The sequence below is a fragment of the Planifilum fulgidum genome (assembly GCF_900113175.1).
Lineage (GTDB): Bacteria > Bacillota > Bacilli > Thermoactinomycetales > DSM-44946 > Planifilum > Planifilum fulgidum.
The window spans coordinates 12,764-30,518 of record NZ_FOOK01000036.1 but is presented as its reverse complement, the minus strand read 5'-3'; the positions used below and the strand labels follow the sequence as shown (position 1 = coordinate 30,518).

Sequence of the window (17,755 nt, the reverse complement as noted above, 5' to 3'; positions counted from 1 at the left end):
AACTGTATAAACGACGGAGTCAGACCATTGAGCGCAGCTTCGCTGACGCCAAAGAACTTCATGGGCTTCGTTATGCACGCTACAGGGGGCTTGCCAAAGTCAGAGAGCAATGCCTCCTTATTGCCGTGGCTCAAAACATCAAAAAAATGGCCTTGCTCCTCTCGAAGAGAGGAAAAGGCTTTGTGATCCGCCTAATTTACCAAATCTAATTTCCTTTATCTGTTTATTTCCCATAAACATGCAACCCCTGGCGCTTTTCTTGCGAAAAGAGCCAGGGGGTTTGTCATCAATCTCACCCCCTTCCATGAGAAGGGGGTGAACTTTTATCCCGCCTGCAATCCCACCTGGCGAACCGTTTCAACGCAGCGGTCGCACAGCCCGGGATGGTCGGGATCGTTTCCGACGGAAGGGAGAACCATCCAGCAGCGATCACATTTTTCCCCAGGAGCCGTCGAAACGCGGACGGAAAGACCGTCCCCTGTGACTGCGCGGCCTTCCGGAGCCGCCTCCGGCGGGGCGATTTCCACCTTGGATACGATGAACAACTGCTCCAACTTCTCCTCCATTCCCTCCAGAAGATCCCGCACTTCCCGCGAGGGATAAAGGGTCACCATCGCCCCCAGGGAATTGCCGATCATTTTTTCCCGGCGGGCCTCCTCCAGGGCCTTGAGCACCACATCCCGCAGGTCGAGGAACCGGTCCCATTTTTTCTCGAGGGAATCGTCCAGCCAATCGGTACGGACCGTCGGGAAGTCGGTCAATTGGACGCTGACTTCTTCCGTGCCGGGAATGTGCCGCCACACTTCATCCGCCGTGTGGGGAATGATCGGGCTCACCATTTTGACCAGCGCGAGGAGAATCTCATACATGGCCGTCTGGGAGGAACGGCGCAGTTTCGATTCCGCCGGCTGGGTGTACAACCGATCCTTCAGCACGTCCAGGTAGAACTGGCTGAGAAACACCGCGCAGAAGGTGTGAATCGAATGGTACACCAGGTGGAACTCGTAGCGCTCGTAGGCCTTGGTCACCCGATCGACCAACCGCTGCAACTTGATGAGGGCATACCGATCGATGGCGTTCAGCTCTTCCCAGTTCAACCGGTGGGAAGCCGGATCGAAATCATACAGGTTGCCCAGGAGAAAGCGGAAGGTGTTGCGGATCTTCCGGTACACTTCGGCGATCTGCTTCAGGATGTCGTCGGAGATTCGCACGTCGGCCTGGTACTCCACGGAAGCCACCCAGAGGCGCAAAATGTCCGCCCCGTAGGACTGAATCACCTTGTTGGGCTCCACCGTGTTGCCCAGGGACTTGGACATCTTCCGCCCTTCCCCGTCCAGGGTGAAACCGTGGCTCAGCACTCCCTTGTAGGGAGCCCGGCCGGTGGTGGCCACCGCCGTCGACAGGGAAGAGTTGAACCAGCCCCGGTACTGGTCAGACCCCTCCAGATACAGATCCGCCGGCCAAGTGAGCCGCTCGTCCTCCATCAGCACGGCGGCATGGCTGCTGCCCGAATCAAACCATACATCCATGGTGTCCGTTTCCTTGCGGAAGGAATCATGACCGCATTCCGGACAGCGGACGCCCGGCGGAAGCAGCTCCTTCACATCCTTGGCATACCAGGCGGAGGAGCCTTCCTTCTCGAAAATGGACGCGATCCGGTCGATCGTCTCCTCCGTGATCAGCGGGTGATCGCACTTCTCGCAGTAGAAGATCGGCAGGGGAACGCCCCACACCCGCTGGCGGGAAATGCACCAGTCGCTCCGCTCGGCGATCATGTTGCCGATGCGAACCTCTCCCCAAGGCGGCGTCCACTTGACTTCCTTGATCGCCTCCAGCATCTGCTGGCGGAAGCCGTCGATGGAAGCGAACCATTGCTCCGTCGCCCGGAAAATCACCGGCTTTTTGGTGCGCCAGTCGTGGGGATACTGGTGGGTGATGAAGCCGAGCTTGAGCAGGGCCCCCACTTCCTCCAGCTTTTTCGTGACCGCCTTGTTGGCATCGTCGTAGAACATCCCCTCAAAGCCCGGGGCTTCCGAGGTGAAGCGGCCCTTTTCGTCGACCGGACACAGGACACCCAGTCCGTATTTCTGACCCAGCAGGAAGTCTTCCTCCCCGTGACCAGGGGCGGTATGTACGCAGCCGGTTCCCGCGTCAAGGGTCACATGGTCTCCGAGGATCACCGGACTCTCCCGGTCGTAGAAGGGATGCCGACAGACGACCCCCTCCAGTTCGCTTCCCTTCCAGGAGCCGACCCGTTCAAAACGTTCGATGCCGACCGTCTTCATGACCTCGTCCACCAACTCTTCGGCCAGAAGATACCGACGCTCTCCGGCGCGGACGAGGGTGTAGGTGAAATCGGCATGAACGGCGATGGCCAGGTTGGCGGGAATCGTCCACGGAGTCGTCGTCCAGATCACCACGGCCGTATTCTCCACGGGCAGAATGCCCTTGCCGTCCTTGACGGGGAAAGCGACATAGATGGAGGGTGAACGCTTATCCCGATACTCCACCTCCGCCTCCGCCAGCGCCGTCTCCGACGAGGGAGACCAGTAAACGGACTTGAGGCCGCGGTAGATGTACCCCTTGCGCGCCATCTCGCCGAACAGGCGAATCTGTTTCGCCTCGTACTGGGGCCTGAGCGTCAGGTAGGGATTCTCCCAGTCGCCGCGCACGCCAAGCCGCTTGAACTGTTCCTTCTGCCTCTCGACGAAGGACAGGGCGTATTCCTTGCACATTTCCCGGAACTCTACGGGATCCACCTTTTTCCGGTCGATCCCCTTCTTGGTGATGATCGCATGCTCGATGGGCAAACCGTGGGTGTCCCATCCGGGCACATAGGGCGCGTCGTATCCCTGAAGGGATTTGAAGCGGATAATGATGTCCTTCAGGGTTTTATTCAGGGCGTGGCCGATGTGGATATCGCCGTTGGCATAGGGCGGCCCGTCGTGCAGCACAAATTTCGGCCTTCCCTGACGCCGCTTCTGCACCTGATGGTAGATGTCGATTTCATCCCACCATTTTTGAATTTCCGGTTCCCTTTTGGGCAGATTGCCACGCATGGGGAAATCGGTCTTCGGCAGATTGAGGGTTTGGCTGTAATCCATGCTTTCTCACACTCCTATAAAAAGAAAAAAACCTCCCCCATCCCCCTAGGGACGAGAAGGTTCCCGCGGTACCACCCTAATAGGTCCGCTTTCCGCAGTCGGGAAAACGCACCCGCTCAATCATTCGTAACGTGAATGACCCGGTCTGCCCTACTCCGCAAAGTTTCAGGCGACGGCTCCCGGGGGATTTTGGACAGAAGTCTGGATTAGGCTCCCACCATACCCTAATTCGCTGGTCCGCAGGCTTCCTGTCTACTCGTCCCGTTCTTCGCCTTTACCTGAACTATTTTTGGGAAATTATACCCATCCCATAGGGGCGTGTCAAGGGAATCCATTCGGCTGTGCGGCGGTCCAAATCAGAACATCGCCTTTTTCTTCAGCTTACGGGAAGTGCGACGCAGTTCCCGCCTCGGTTCGTCCTCCTCTTCCAGTTCATAGGAGGGTTCATCTTCGAAAACGGGCGTTTCGTATTCTTGGGTATGGAAGTTGTTCATGTCGGATTCATTCTCATTCGCATTCTGCTGTTCCGTATACTCTTCCAGCTGTTTGCCCACTTCCTCAAGCCCTTCCTCCAGTTCCTCCAGGGACTCCCAGTCGGAGTTCTCCAAAATGTCGAGATGGGACTGGACCAGGGTGCGGAAACGGGCGCGATAAATCGTCGCCTTCTGCTTCAGATCCAGCAGTTCGCTGTGGATGGCCCGCGCCTTCTGCAGCGCCTCATTGATGATCCGGTCGGCGTTCTTCTCCGCCTCCTGGACGATCAACTCGGCCTCCTTCTTGGCGTTCAGGCGCACTTCCTCCGCCACTTCCTGAGCCACGCGGATCGATTTGTGAATGCTTTGCTCCATCGAGGTCAGGGCGGCGGTGGAAGCTGCCTGCGTATCCTGATAACGCTGCGGCGGTTGAACCGCTTGACCGTCGCGCGACGGAACCGGAGCCTGCATCGATTGCTCTTCCATCACCCGCTCCAACTCCGCCTGCAATTCCTCCACTTGCCGCTCCAGTTGCTCTTTCTCCCGGATCAGCAGTTCGAACTCCTTAATGATCTGGTCCAGAAAATCATTCACTTCATCCACATCATAACCGCGAAAAGAGCGTTTAAACTCTTTATCGTGTATATCATATGGCGTAAGCGGCATAATCGACACCTCCTCGGAAGTGCTTCAACGTTTTCTATTCGACAATACTAACAAAAATCCTGCCGGAAAGCTATACCGACTTGTCCAAAATCCAGGTAAAAAAAGGATTCGTTCGTATTTCCCGGAAGAAAAACCTTCAAACGGAACAAAATGTCAGTTCACCCGGCTCACTCCGGCTGTTCCACCCTCACCAGAAACCTTCCCTTTTTTGTTTTTCCCTCCACGGCATCGACCCGAAACCGCCCCCAGCCCCGCAGGGAGACGGTATCGCCTTCCTCCAGCGTGCGGGAGGGGTCCTCCACCACCTTCCAGTTGACCCGGCACTTTCCGCCGCGAATCGCTTCGGAAGCTTTGGCCCGGGACAACCGAAAGACGCCGGAAACCAGGGCATCCACCCGGAGGGACGCCACGGAGACGGTCCGCTGCTCCACCCGGCGTTCCGGCACCGCCAATTCGTTTCGATCGCACAGCTTTACGGAGACCGATTCCGAGCCGATGCGGCTCAGGTGAAGGAGGACAAAGTCGGCGATCTCACGGGCCGCGATCACAAAGCTCTGTCCCTGCGCAATGAGAATGTCACCGATCATCTCCCGCTTGATGCCCAATCCCAACAGAGCACCCAACACGTCCCGATGGTGAAGCTGGCCGGAGCGCCTCTTCACCCTGACGGACAAAAACGACAGACCGAAGGCCTCCTCCTTCGGGGAAATCCATCGGGGGGCAATCAGGCAGCGGCAACGTTCCGCCCCTTCATATCCCCCGTCAAAGTGGCACTGAAGTTCCCCCTTTTGACCGATCAGGGTCTCGACGATCGCTTTCTCCCGCGGATCAAGAAAGGGCGTGCGCACCGGCCGGCCGCGCGACGCCCGGTCGATCCAGTCGAAAGCGCGCTCGACAAAGGGGTGCTCTTCGGGATGAAAATGGTCCCAGATCGCTGATTTTTGCTTGTTCATAACAGAAAGGGACTCAACACCCACCTGAGAATCGCGTAGACGCCTTGTTCGACAAAACGAAGGGCGATGATGGCCACAATCGGGGAGATGTCGATCATGCCGATGGGTGGAATGATGCTCCTGAACACCGACAGATACGGTTCCACCAACCGGGCAATCGCGTAGGCCACCGCCGATTCCCGTGCCTGCGGAATCCAGGACATGATGATGTAAATGAAGATCAGAAGATAATAGGCGTAGAAACCCCATGAGACTAGCTCGAAAACGATATCCATCGGGTCACCTCAACAGATCTTTCGTGTCTTCAGACAGCATGTCGGAGATGGTTCCCTGTATGTCCACATTGGCCGGAGTGCACATGAAGATGTGGCTCCCCAGTTTGTGGATGCTTCCTCCGAGCGCGTAAACCGTGCCGCTGAGAAAATCGATGATTCGAATCGCCTGTTCCCTGCGAACCCGCTGCAGGTTGATGACCACCGGACGGTGGCTCTTCAGATTGTCGGCGATTTCCTGAGCCTCCTCGTAGGAACGCGGCTCGGACAAAACGACGCGGATCTGTTTCTGGGTGTGGAGGGAAACCACTTTGTTTCTCCCCCGCCCCCGGGGCTGTCCGGATTCTGTTTCTTCTACCTCCTCCAGGTCTTCCTCCTCGGGAATCCCGAAAAAGCCCATGATTCGATCCATAAAGTTGCCGATCGGAACCGCCTCCCTCCTCGCCCTCACCGCGATTCGCCAACCAGAACCGATCCCAGGCGAAGCCACGTGGCCCCTTCTTCCACAGCCACCGCGTAATCCTGCGACATCCCCATCGACAGGTGAGGAAGACGGAGCCGCGGATCCCCGGAAAGGCGAATCTCGTCCCGGATTTCCCGCAAACGCCGGAAGATGGGGCGAACTTCTTCAGAATTGTCCGAACGGGGAGCCATCGTCATCAATCCCTCGAGCTGGATATAAGGAAACTCCGCCACCTCCCGCGCAAATTCGGCCACTTCATTCGGAGGCAGGCCAAACTTGGACTTCTCTCCGGATACGTTGACCTGAATGAAACAACGCATTTTCCGGTCGACCCGGCTGGCCCGCCGGTTGATTTCCTCAGCCAGGGAAAAGCGGTCAAGGGAGTGAATATATGTAAATCGAGTGACCACGTCCTTCACCTTGTTCCGCTGCAGATGGCCGATGAAATGCCATGTGCCGCGGCCGTCAAGGGCTTCCCACTTCGGAACGGCTTCCTGCACGCGGCTTTCGCCGATGTCCTTCAGCCCGATATCCAATACTTGTCGGATCGTGTCCGAATCCACATATTTTGTCACCGCCACAACCCGGACATCCCGGGGATCGCGGCCCGATCGTCGGCAGGCTGCTTCGATCTCTTCCTTGACCCGGCTCCAGCGACGCTGAAGTTCGTCCATTACGCCTTCCTTCCTTTCCGCATCCCAATCCAAGCCACCATGCGACCGGTTCGTCCCCGATCCCGGCGGTGGGAAAAGAAATGCTCCTCGTGACAGGAAGTGCACCAGCGGCTGACCAGGAGATTTTCTTCCCGGATCCCGGCCTGAAGCAGCAGTTTTCGGTTGGCGGCCTTCAGATCCAGCATCCATCTGCCCGGTCGGGAGGAAAAAAGCACTCCTGACAGGTCGGAAAGGACTTGACTTAAGGGACCCGCGACATGCTCGTCCACTTCGTAGCAACAACCGCCGATGGACGGGGCGATCGCCGCGAGGATTCCCTCGCGTTTCGCACCCCGCCGCACCATTTTTTCCACCATTCGCGGTCCGATTTTCCCCACGGTCCCTCTCCATCCCGCATGGGCCAGCCCGATGAGGTTGGAATCCGGACTGTAAAACAGGAGAGGAACACAATCGGCATAAAAGGAGGTGAGCAGAATGTCTTCTTCGTCCGTAAGCAAACCGTCGACGGAGGGCAGGGCGGTCTCGAGCGAGTTCCGACCTTTTCCCCGATCTTCGGATGTGACTTCTGCAATATCCGCGCCGTGTACCTGCTCCCCGCAGGTCCATGAGGAGAAGGACATGCCCAGTTGCTCGGCCAGCTTCTGCCGGTTCAACCGCACCCGGTCCGGATCATCTCCGATGTGAAGCGCATAATTGTACTGGAACGGATCCGGGGAAGCCTTTCGTGCACTGATCCCCGCGACGAGGCGGGGAAAGGCTTCTTCCCAGGGATGTAAAGAAAAACAGGGGATTTTCGCATCTTCCCGGTACCGAAAAGGTTCCACGTCCTCCCCTCCTTTATCCTATCTTACCACATATCGGAGAGGAGACAAGGGTCAAGTCGGTCGATAATTGTCGGATGGGCGGCTTAAATAGGGCTTCGGCGACGGTTCATCTTCCAGAGTATGGGAATCCAGGCGGACCAGGATCACATCCGCCCCAATTTTGACGATCTGATTCCAGGGGATCACCCACTCTTTCCCCCCGGACATCCATCCGAAAAACCGGGATTCTCCCGGAACCACCAACGCCGTGATTTGACCTTCCCTGAGATCCAGCTCCAAATCGTGAATTTGCCCCAGCTTTCGGCCGTCCGTGATGCTGATCACGTCTTTGGATTGCAATTCGGAAATCTTGATCATCGGGCTCACCTTGCCTCTGGCGTTTACTTCAAGTATATGAGCCCGATCGGAAAAATGTACGCCGCCCCCGTTCGGGCGCGGCCCGACAAATCTCTTTCAGGCTGTCGACAAAACATCAGGAGGGGGTTTTTCGACTCACCGCCGCGCGGAGTCGAGACGAAAAACCGCCTTCCGGTTCCCAGGCCGACAGAGGCGAACAAGTCTCTCAGATATATTTCTGCATTTGCTGAATGGCCGCCTTTTCCAAACGGGAGACCTGAGCCTGGGAAATGCCGATCTCCTCCGCCACCTCCATCTGCGTTTTTCCCTCGAAAAATCGCATGGATAAAATCGCCTTTTCCCGGTCGTTCAATTTGTTCATCGCTTCCCGGAGAGCAATCTTTTCCACCCAGTAAATGTCCTTCTGCCGGTCATCGCTCAACTGATCCATCACGTAGATCGGATCGCCCCCGTCCTGGTAAATGGGTTCAAACAGGGAAACGGGATCCTGGATGGCGTCCAGGGCAAACACCACCTCTTCCTTGGAGATCCCCATCTCTTCCGCGATTTCCATGATGGTGGGCTCGCGGGAAAACCGGTTCGTGAGCGAATCCCGAACCTGCAGGGCCTTGTAGGCGATATCCCGCAGCGATCGGGAGACGCGGATCGGGTTGTTGTCGCGGAGATAGCGGCGTATCTCCCCGATGATCATCGGAACGGCATAGGTGGAGAATTTCACGTTCTGACCCAGATCAAAGTTGTCGATCGCTTTCATCAGACCGATGCAACCCACCTGAAACAGATCGTTGGCGCTTTCGCCCCGGTTGTTGAAGCGCTGGATCACGCTGAGGACCAACCGGAGGTTGCCGTTCACCAATTTTTCCCTGGCTGACCGATCCCCGGCCTGGTATGCCCGGAACAATTCCCGCATCTCTTCATTGGTCAAAACCGGCAGCTTGGATGTATCCACTCCGCTGATTTCAACTTTGTTTCGCGCCATGGATAACCCTCCTCAGGGAAGCATTACTTGACAGTATCTCCTGAGGAGGGAAATTTATAATTCGCCGGGAGAGGGTCAGACATTTACACCATTTTGTTAAATTCCTTGCGAAGCCGCTTTATAATTCTCTTTTCCAACCTGGAAATGTACGATTGGGAAATGCCCAGGAGATCGGCCACATCCTTCTGGGTCTTCTCCTCGCTCCCGTTCAGTCCGAAGCGAAGTTCCATGATTTCCCTTTCCCTGTCCGACAATTTGTTGAGGGCATCCCGGAGAATGGTGCGGTCCACTTCTTCTTCGATGTTCCGGTAGATGATGTCGTCATCCGTCCCCAAGACATCCGAGAGAAGCAGCTCGTTGCCGTCCCAGTCGGTGTTGAGGGGTTCGTCGAAGGAGACTTCGGCGCGCACCTTGCTGTTGCGCCGGAGAAACATCAGGATTTCGTTCTCGATGCAGCGGGAAGCGTAGGTGGCAAGCTTGATCTTTTTGCCGGGATCAAAGGTGTTGACCGCTTTGATCAAGCCGATGGTTCCGATGGAAACCAGATCTTCGATGTTGATCCCGGTGTTTTCAAACTTCCGAGCGATATAGACAACCAGCCGAAGGTTGCGCTCGATCAGCATCCCCCGGACGGCGGCGTCTCCGCTGGGGAGCTTCTCCAGCAAAATTTCCTCTTCCTCCCGGGTCAGCGGCGGGGGAAGCGCTTCGCTGCCTCCGATGTAATAGATCTCTTCCCCCCTGAATCCCAAAAAGATCAGCAGCCTGTACCAGAACAGTTGGATGGCCAATTTCCACCTGACGAGCATCGATCCGACCTCCTTGCAACAATTCTCGGGATTGGCTCGCCCCAATCTACCCGACCGCCGGCAGGCAGGCGGGATGTATGATCGCATGATAACTGCCGTCCGAGGAAAGGCGACCGCTGTCCAGACCGAGCAGGGCCCGCTCCACCTCGTGCCACCCGCCGCCGGTGCAGATCATGATGCGATCGGGCTTCAGGGCGATCATCATCCCCCCGCGGCTTCCGGCCCCCCGGAAGGGGATGAGCCGAATCCGGGTCATCCACTCCTGCGGGAGGGAAGGCCACTCGGAGGACCAATCCCCGTTTTGCGCGTAAGTCACCAGCTCGTCGGGAAGACACGGGGCGACAGCTTCCAGTTCCACCATGATGACGGGCGTCCGCGTCAGGGGGTCCCGAAGTTGGTTGCCCGTATCGATCAAGCCGGTGCATTCCAGGCTTTTTCCCCCCAGTTCGATGGAGAGCGGCACCAGGAATTGATGAACGGCCTGCCGTTCCTGGAGGGAACGGAACGCGTGGCGCGTGTAGAGCCACACGAGCGGAAAGGCGACCAACACGAACAGCCAGGAAACGGGAGAGCCCCATCCCGTGAATTGGGTGAAAAACACCCCTCCCTCCACCTGTCCGCTTCCGGTGACGAAGTAATGCAGGGCGAACATGGCCCCTCCCATCACGAAGGAAACCAGGTAAAACACCACGATGCTGCGCAAAAAGGCGACGGGAGAGGAAAAACCGAAGGCGGTCCACACCATGATCGCCGAAACGAGCACCTTCAGGGGAAGGACAAAGGCGACGGAAAAGACCGGCCACAGGAGCAGGACCGAATATCCCGCCCCGAGGGCGGACGCCAGCAGAATCCGCCACCATTTCGCCGGCCGGCGGCGGATGGCCGAGGTCATCCACAATATCAACCCGTCGACGCAGAGGTTGAAAAGGAAGACCATGTCCGCGTAGATGACCATCCACTGTCCCCCTTATCCCGACAGCTTGGTGAAAACAGTATATTACAATCTATATTTCAAAGTCTGTCTAAACTTGCGTGTAAATCCAACTTTTTTCGTCGAACGTTGGGGTAAAAAAAAGCGCCCGCCGAAAAAAACGGCGGGCGCTCCGGACGGCTTTATCTGCGCCGTTTGCGCAGGAAGGTGGGGATATTCAGATCGTCATTCGGCGGATGGATGACCAAACCCCTGGAGGAGGGTTTTTCGTCCCGAACGTCGAGGGGCGGTTTTCTCCGCTCTTCCTTTTTCTGATCGAAACCGGTGGCAATCACCGTCACGATGATCTCATCCTTGAGATCTTCATTGATCACCGCTCCGAAAATCATGTTCACTTCCGGATCGGCGGCCGACGCGACGATGCCCGCCGATTCATGCACCTCATAGAGGCTGAGATTGGTTCCCCCGGTGATGTTCATCAGCACACCCCGGGCCCCGTCAATGGACGTCTCAAGCAGCGGGCTGCAGATCGCCTTCTTCGCCGCCTCCGCCGCCCGGTTCTCGCCGGTGGCGGTGCCGATTCCCATCAGGGCCGATCCCCGTTCGGTCATGATCGTCTTCACATCGGCGAAATCGAGGTTGATCAGCCCGGGAACCGCAATCAGATCCGAGATGCCCTGCACCCCTTGGCGCAACACGTTGTCCGCTTCCCTGAAGGCTTCGATCATCGGCGTATTTTTATCCACGATCTCCAGGAGACGATCGTTGGGAATCACGATCAGGGTGTCCACCTTTTCCTTCAGGGCTGCGACGCCCTGCTCGGCCTGGAGAGACCGTCTCCTTCCCTCAAAGGTGAAGGGGCGGGTGACGACCCCGACGGTAAGCGCCCCCAGCTCCCGGGCGATCGCGGCGATCTCCGGAGCGGCTCCGGTCCCGGTTCCCCCGCCCATTCCGGCGGTCACAAAGACCATATCCGCCCCCTTGAGGACATTCTCGATGCTTTCACGGCTTTCTTCCGCCGCTTTTTTTCCGATCTCCGGATTTGCTCCGGCGCCCAACCCCCGGGTCAGCTTTTCCCCGATCTGCAGTTTGATCGGGGCCAGGGAATTGTTGAGCGCTTGGGCATCGGTGTTAACGGCGATGAATTCAACCCCCTGCACCCCCGCCTCGATCATCCGGTTGACAGCATTGCTGCCGCCGCCACCGACGCCGATCACCTTGATTTGGGCAATTTGTTCCACATCCATATCAAACTCCAACATCGCACGTCCCTCCATTTTTGTCGATCTCCCGAAGTGCTAAGAGTTGCTTGTTCAGATGAATTCGCTCAGCCATTTCTTCATCCGTTCCAGAGGTGAGGGACCCCGCTGACTCTTCTGCCGGGAGGATTTTTCCGAGCCGGAAGCCTGCCGATTCAGCGGTCCCCTGAGAAGATAATGGACCATGCCCACGCCTCCCGTAAACGAGGGATCCTTGAAGCCCGATTCCGTCGGTGTGGCGATGCGGACCGCCGGTCCCAGGGACTGTTGAGCCACCGCCAACGTGTGGGGAATCGACACCGTTCCACCCGTCAACACGTAGCCGGCGGCAGGTTCACCGGAAAATCCGAGGGATTCCACCTGCTGGCGGATCAGGTAAAAAATCTCTTCCACCCGCGGTTCGATGATATGGGCCAAATCGACCTGACTTATTGTTTTTTCCCGGTTGCCGATGGTCGAAACCGGAAATGTCACATCGCTGGATGCGTGTTGGATGGAGGCAACCCCGTACTTCCTTTTCAACTGTTCCGCCGTCTCTTTCTGGGTTCGGAGTCCATAGGCGATATCGTTCGTTATGTACTCTCCCCCGATCGGAACCACGGCGGTTGCGACCAAATGCCCATGCTCAAAAATGGCCAGCGAAGTCGCTCCACCTCCGATATCCGCAAAGACGACACCCAGATTTTTCTCGTCGGGAGAAAGACAGTATTCACCGGCTGCAAGGGGAAGCAGGACAAACCCTGACACTGTGAGGGAGGCGCGTTCCACACAACGCAAGACGTTGTGGACGATGGTCTTGGTGCCCGTGACGAGGATGGCATCCACTTCGAGGCGAACACCGATCATGCGGGAGGGATCCCGGATCCCCCCGAGGCCGTCGACGATGAACTGCTTCGGAACCACTTCGATGATGGTGCGCTCCGGCGGCAACGCCGTCATGCGGGAGGCCTCGAGGACCCGTTCGATGTCCTCTCTTCCGATTTCCCGGCTTTCGCCGGAAACGGCGACAACTCCATGACTGGGCTGCAGAGAGATGTGATCCCCGGAAATCCCCACGTACACGTCGGAAATGTCTATCCCAACCATTTGCTCCGCCTTGTCCACCGCTTCCCGGATGGACTCGACGGTATGGTCGATGTCGATGATCGCTCCCTTTCTCATCCCCCTGGAGACTGCCGAACCGATTCCGGCAACGTGCGGTTTTCCGTTTTCGATTTCGGCCACGATCACTCGTACATTGGATGATCCGATATCTAATGTGGCGATGTAATCTCCGCGCAAATGATGGGCACCTCCTTGCCCGAAAGTGGTGGTGGAAAATGGGAGGCGTTTCCCATAGGGGGGACAAGGGAAACGTTCGTTGGTTCATTTATTCAACACCGGAGAGGGTTTCCCCTCTTTCCTCCGCTCTATTTTTTGTTTAAAAGTCCGTTAAAGGCAAAATTCCCCATCTACTCCCCTCCCCGCCGTTCCGGAACAAAGCGGATCGAATCGATGAGATAAATCGTTCCTGGAGGATGGTGGCGAAACTCGGAGTACAGCTCCATTTTCTTATGAAATTCCTTGATTCTCAACCGGACTTCGTGCCCCCAGCGCGTGTGGACGCGGACCACGTCGCGATAGACCGGATCCATTCCGGGCCGGATCTCGACAATCTCCTTCAGCCTTTTCCGGGGCAAAAGCCCCAATTCCCGGGCCAGGGCCGATCTTTCCTCCGCGTTCGCTCCCCAATCGGACAAGACCGGCACGGACGGGGACCCGTCTTCCCAGGGCCGTTTCGTCAAAATCCGTCCGTTGGCGAGAACGGGAACCAGCTTGTCCCCCTGCCTCCAGAGGGCGACCTGACGGCTTTCCCTGATGCGGATCCGAACCTTCCCCGGGAAGGACTTGTCCACCTGTGCATCATCGATCTCAGGCATGTCCTCGAGGATCTGTTCCGCCCGTCCGGCATCCCATCGAAAAAAAGAAGCCCCCTTATTCAGGCGGATTTTGTCCAGAATTTCCCGTTTGGTCACCAAATGGTTTCCTTCAATGAGGATCGTTTCCACTCTTCCCAGCGGGGAATGCAAAAAAAAGGCGACCATCAGCGAGGTGAAAAAAAGAAGGGTGAAAGGAACGGCCCATCGGGACGGGGGAGGATTCTGCCGGGAACGTTCCCGGTAAGGAGGCACCCGATCATCCATCGCGCATTCTTCCCCCTTTGCCGCCGCAGGGACAAGTGCTGCAGCTTTTCCCCAGCTTAATTCAAAAAAACGGAAATTGTCAAGCCGTGCCAAGACACAAAAAACAGCTGCACGTGACGTGCCGCTGTGTCAATCGGAATCGGAAGGGGAATTTCGGTAAATTCTTCCTCCCAGGGAGCGCAATATTTCCTCCAATCCCTCATATCCCCGGTCGATGTGTTGGACGCCGCCGACCCGGGTGATCCCCCTTGCGGCCAGACCTGCGACCACCAGGGCCGCCCCGGCCCGCAGATCGGTCGCTTCCACATCGGCGCCGGTCAGATGGGGAACCCCGCGAATCCAGACGGTATTGCCGTCCACCGTCAAATCGGCCCCCATCCGCACCAGTTCACCGACATGCTTCAGCCGGGCGTCGAAAATCCGTTCACATATGACGCTGGTCCCTTCGGCCAGACAGAGGAAGGCCATCATTTGCGGCTGCATGTCGGTGGGAAAACCGGGGTAGGGCTGAGTTTCGATCCGCCCCACCGCCCGGTGGCGACCCTCGGATCGGACGCGGATCGCATCCCCTTCGGAGCTGACGCTCACCCCCGCCCGTTTCAGCAGGTTTAGGGTGCAGCGAAGATGATCGGGAATCGTGTTGGTCAGCGTCACTTCTCCTCCCGCGGCCGCCGCAGCCACAGCCAGGGTTCCGGCAACGATGCGGTCCGGAATAATTTCGTGGGAGGCGGGACGAAGCTCCCGGACTCCGCGGATGACGATCGTGTCCGTCCCGGCCCCCCGGACATCCGCCCCCATCCGGTTGAGAAAAGCTTGGAGGTCCACGATTTCCGGCTCCCGGGCGGCATTGCGGATCACCGTCGTGCCCTCCGCCCTCACTGCCGCCAACATGACATTTTCCGTGGCGCCCACACTGGGGGTTTTGAAGTGAATCGTCGCCCCGGTCAATTTGCGGGCGGAACAGCGGATCAGCCCGTCCTTTTCCTCGATGCGCGCCCCCAGGCTCCGCAATCCGTATAGATGGAGATCGATGGGACGGCTGCCGATGGCGCACCCGCCCGGACGAGTCACGCTCACTTCCCCCAGCCGGGACAGCAGCGGCCCCATCAAAAAAATGGAGGACCGCATTTGACGCATCAATACGTCGGGAATGTGACAGGTCCGCAGTGTGGATGCATCCACCTGGATCCGGTTTCCGGTCCGGGAAAAGCGGGCACCCAGCGCTCCCAAAATGCGGCCCATCACTTCGATGTCCTTCAACCGGGGAACATCGTGTATTTCATGAATGCCTCCGCTCAGAAGCGTGGCCGCCAGAATGGGCAGGGCCGCGTTTTTGGCGCCATGGATGCGGACCGTTCCGTACAGAGGTTTCTCGCCTTCGATGACAAATTGTTCCAATGTTCCACCCCCGTTTGCTATCCGCCGTCAGCCCCCTCCTCATCGGCCCAGGATCGCAGGGCAAGCGTCGATCCCCCCTGTTGGGGGTGGACACAACAACCCGTTCGGTGCAATTGGAAACATTTCAGCAATATGGTTTCATCGGCCGCGGATGATCTCTACGGTCAAGTTTCGGAATTTGCGGGTATCCCCCGGGTTCTCCCTTCCCCGGTGTTTCAGGAGTGAGGAGCTTCGGCTTCGCCCACCACCTGCACTTCCGTCTTCAACCTCACGCCGAAGCGTTCCTCTACGGTGCGGACGATGTGGTCGATCAGCGCCAACACGTCCGTTGCCGTGGCTTGCCCGCGATTGATGATGAAATTGGCATGCTGGGTCGACACCTCGGCATCTCCCACGCGATAACCCTTCAGTCCCGATGCCTCGATCAGACGACCCGCATGATCGCCCGGTGGATTGCGGAAGACGCTGCCCGCACAGGGATATTGAAGGGGTTGGGTCTGCTTGCGCCGGTCCCGGTATCGGGCCATCTCAGCGGCGATTTTTTGCGGATCCCCGTGGGCCAGCTGAAAAGTCGCTTCGGTAACGATCCCCTTCACTTTTCCTTGCAACACGGACGTTCGATAGCGGAAGCCCAACTCTTCCTTGCTGAGAACGACCCGTTCCCCAGAATCCAGAAGCACTTCCGCCGACGTCAACACCCGGGAGGTTTCGGATCCGTGGGCGCCGGCGTTCATACAAACGGCACCCCCCACCGTGCCGGGAATTCCTTCGGCGAACTCCAGCCCGGTCAAGCCCTGCCGCGCCGTCTGACGCGACAGCTTGATCAGCGAACATCCCCCTCCCGCGACAACGCGCGTGCCATCAATCGAAAGACCGTCCAATCCCTCCCCGATCTTGAACACGGCGCCGCGGATTCCACCATCCCGGACCAACAAGTTGGAACCGCGTCCGATCACCCGCCACGGAAGTCCGTGTCTGCGGACGATTTGCATCGCCCGTTCCAGTTCGTCCTTGCTGCGGGGATAGATGAAGAGATCGGCAGGCCCTCCCACCCTCCACGTGGTGTGCTGTGACAAGGGTTCATCGGTGCGAACATCCTTCACCCCTGCATCGATCAATTCCCGGACGATCGGTTTCACCGGCGTGCCCCCCTTCGCGTTTCCCCTGCGGGATCCATTGAATCGAGCGCGGTTTACGATATCTTATGCCCCGCATCGCTTTTTGTGACGATAGCCCAATGGGATCGGTTCCCATTTTGCCTTCAGCGGCAAATCCTTTCGAGCTCATCCACCAACACCTCCGCCGCCTTCGGCCGGCCGAGGTTTCTCGCCTTGTCCCCCATGGAACGGAGTTTCAGGGGATCCTTCATGAGACCCGAGATCTCCTCCCACAGACGATCCCCCGTGCACTCCCGCTCCAGAATCACCCGGGCGGCCCCCTGCCCCTCCAACCAACGGGCGTTGGCCTCCTGGTGGTTGTTGGTGACATAGGGTGAAGGAATCAAGATGGAAGGAATGCCGAGGGCGGTCAATTCCGCCAGCGTGGACGCCCCCGCCCGGCCGACCGCCAGGGAAGTGGCCGCCAGAACATCCGGCATGTCATAGATGAACGGCACCACCCGGAGATTTTCCGGAGCTCGTCCATCCAGCCGGCGCCGGATTTCCTCATAATGAATCTCACCGGTCACATAAACAAAATAGACATCCGGAAGTTCCGCCATCCGCGGAACCATCTGCAACACCGCCTCATTGATCGGGCGGGCGCCCCGGCTTCCGCCGACAAAGAGGACGATCGGCTTGTCGGAACCGTCGAGCCCCAGGGACCTCCTTCCCTTTTCGGCGTCTCCGTGAATCACTTCGGTCGCCCGGGGATTTCCCGTGTGGACGAGGCGTTTCGCATGTTCCAGGTAGATTTCGGAACTGGTAAAGCTCACGGCGGTGGTGTCGGCATACCGCGCCAAGAACCGCGTGGTCAATCCCGGAACGACGTTCTGTTCATGGATCAGGGTGGGAATGTCCAGGCGATGGGCGGCAAAAACCGCCGGACCGCTGACGTATCCTCCCGTCCCGACGACCACATCCGGGCGAAACTCCCTGAGCAGCTCCTTGGAGCGCTTGACCGCCACCACAAATTTGCTGACCGTGCGCAGATTTTCCAGGGAAAGGGACCGCCTGAACCCCTGGATCTTCACGGTATAAAAAGCAATGTCCCCCGACCGGGGAACGATCCGGGCCTCCAGACCGTTTTCCGTTCCGATGTAGGCGATCTTCACGTCGGGATAACGCCTGCGCACGGCATTGGCGATGGCCAATGCGGGATAGATGTGTCCACCCGTTCCTCCGCCGGAAAGCAAGATTCTCTTCATGCTGATCCCCCATATCCCCCAAATTCGTTGAATCGGAAAAAGCCTCGA

18 protein-coding genes and 1 other annotated feature are annotated in these 17,755 nt (G+C 57.9%); of the genes, 1 reads left to right on the top strand and 17 read right to left on the bottom strand.

What is annotated here, in order from left to right:
- A partial coding sequence (locus BM063_RS15215) for a transposase (protein WP_177199208.1) occupies nucleotides 1-209 on the top strand: 209 nt, incomplete at its 5' end.
- A 114-nt stretch (nucleotides 210-323) separates the two neighbouring features.
- Here BM063_RS15215 and ileS read toward each other — a convergent pair.
- From ileS to murG, 17 genes are all read right to left on the bottom strand, one after another.
- Nucleotides 324-3,104 (bottom strand): isoleucine--tRNA ligase, encoded by a 2,781-nt coding sequence (gene ileS / locus BM063_RS15210; RefSeq protein WP_092040952.1) that lies wholly within the window; start codon nucleotides 3,102-3,104, stop codon nucleotides 324-326.
- Between the two features lie 44 nt (nucleotides 3,105-3,148).
- Nucleotides 3,149-3,382, bottom strand: a binding site (T-box leader).
- A gap of 78 nt (nucleotides 3,383-3,460) precedes the next feature.
- Nucleotides 3,461-4,243 (bottom strand): DivIVA domain-containing protein, encoded by a 783-nt coding sequence (locus BM063_RS15205; RefSeq protein WP_092040949.1) that lies wholly within the window; start codon nucleotides 4,241-4,243, stop codon nucleotides 3,461-3,463.
- A 167-nt stretch (nucleotides 4,244-4,410) separates the two neighbouring features.
- Nucleotides 4,411-5,196, bottom strand: a complete 786-nt coding sequence (locus BM063_RS15200; protein WP_092040945.1) for a YlmH family RNA-binding protein — start codon at nucleotides 5,194-5,196, stop codon at nucleotides 4,411-4,413.
- Nucleotides 5,193-5,471, bottom strand: a complete 279-nt coding sequence (locus tag BM063_RS15195) for a YggT family protein (RefSeq protein ID WP_092040942.1) — start codon at nucleotides 5,469-5,471, stop codon at nucleotides 5,193-5,195. Before BM063_RS15195 ends, BM063_RS15200 begins: the two co-directional genes overlap by 4 nt.
- A gap of 4 nt (nucleotides 5,472-5,475) precedes the next feature.
- Complete coding sequence (locus BM063_RS15190; RefSeq protein WP_092040939.1) at nucleotides 5,476-5,880, bottom strand: cell division protein SepF; 405 nt, start codon at nucleotides 5,878-5,880, stop codon at nucleotides 5,476-5,478.
- Nucleotides 5,881-5,915: 35 nt separating this feature from the next.
- Nucleotides 5,916-6,605, bottom strand: coding sequence for a YggS family pyridoxal phosphate-dependent enzyme (locus tag BM063_RS15185; RefSeq protein ID WP_092040936.1), 690 nt, complete (start codon nucleotides 6,603-6,605; stop codon nucleotides 5,916-5,918).
- The gene (pgeF, locus tag BM063_RS15180) at nucleotides 6,605-7,429 is read right to left on the bottom strand and encodes a peptidoglycan editing factor PgeF (RefSeq protein ID WP_245752303.1); all 825 of its coding nucleotides are present in this window, start codon (nucleotides 7,427-7,429) and stop codon (nucleotides 6,605-6,607) included. Before pgeF ends, BM063_RS15185 begins: the two co-directional genes overlap by 1 nt.
- A 51-nt stretch (nucleotides 7,430-7,480) precedes the next feature.
- On the bottom strand, nucleotides 7,481-7,786 hold the full coding sequence (locus BM063_RS15175) for a YlmC/YmxH family sporulation protein (RefSeq protein ID WP_092040933.1): 306 nt from the start codon (nucleotides 7,784-7,786) through the stop codon (nucleotides 7,481-7,483).
- 205 nt (nucleotides 7,787-7,991) lie between these two features.
- A complete protein-coding gene (gene sigG, locus BM063_RS15170) occupies nucleotides 7,992-8,765 on the bottom strand; it encodes an RNA polymerase sporulation sigma factor SigG (RefSeq protein WP_092040931.1) in 774 nt (257 codons plus the stop codon).
- Nucleotides 8,766-8,848: 83 nt separating this feature from the next.
- Nucleotides 8,849-9,571 (bottom strand): RNA polymerase sporulation sigma factor SigE, encoded by a 723-nt coding sequence (sigE, locus tag BM063_RS15165; protein WP_092040928.1) that lies wholly within the window; start codon nucleotides 9,569-9,571, stop codon nucleotides 8,849-8,851.
- Nucleotides 9,572-9,617: 46 nt separating this feature from the next.
- On the bottom strand, nucleotides 9,618-10,526 hold the full coding sequence (gene spoIIGA / locus BM063_RS15160) for a sigma-E processing peptidase SpoIIGA (protein ID WP_092040925.1): 909 nt from the start codon (nucleotides 10,524-10,526) through the stop codon (nucleotides 9,618-9,620).
- 158 nt (nucleotides 10,527-10,684) lie between these two features.
- Entirely contained in the window at nucleotides 10,685-11,764 is a 1,080-nt protein-coding gene (gene ftsZ / locus BM063_RS15155) for a cell division protein FtsZ (protein ID WP_092040923.1), read from the bottom strand.
- 51 nt (nucleotides 11,765-11,815) lie between these two features.
- A complete protein-coding gene (ftsA, locus tag BM063_RS15150) occupies nucleotides 11,816-13,042 on the bottom strand; it encodes a cell division protein FtsA (protein WP_092040920.1) in 1,227 nt (408 codons plus the stop codon).
- Nucleotides 13,043-13,212: 170 nt separating this feature from the next.
- Complete coding sequence (locus BM063_RS15145) at nucleotides 13,213-13,944, bottom strand: cell division protein FtsQ/DivIB (RefSeq protein WP_092040918.1); 732 nt, start codon at nucleotides 13,942-13,944, stop codon at nucleotides 13,213-13,215.
- A gap of 129 nt (nucleotides 13,945-14,073) precedes the next feature.
- Nucleotides 14,074-15,342: a UDP-N-acetylglucosamine 1-carboxyvinyltransferase gene (gene murA / locus BM063_RS15140; protein WP_143085394.1), complete on the bottom strand. Its 1,269-nt coding sequence runs from the start codon at nucleotides 15,340-15,342 to the stop codon at nucleotides 14,074-14,076.
- Between the two features lie 215 nt (nucleotides 15,343-15,557).
- Nucleotides 15,558-16,481: a UDP-N-acetylmuramate dehydrogenase gene (gene murB / locus BM063_RS15135; RefSeq protein ID WP_092040915.1), complete on the bottom strand. Its 924-nt coding sequence runs from the start codon at nucleotides 16,479-16,481 to the stop codon at nucleotides 15,558-15,560.
- 122 nt (nucleotides 16,482-16,603) lie between these two features.
- A complete protein-coding gene (murG, locus tag BM063_RS15130) occupies nucleotides 16,604-17,707 on the bottom strand; it encodes an undecaprenyldiphospho-muramoylpentapeptide beta-N-acetylglucosaminyltransferase (RefSeq protein WP_092040959.1) in 1,104 nt (367 codons plus the stop codon).
- Nucleotides 17,708-17,755: the final 48 nt, after the last annotated feature.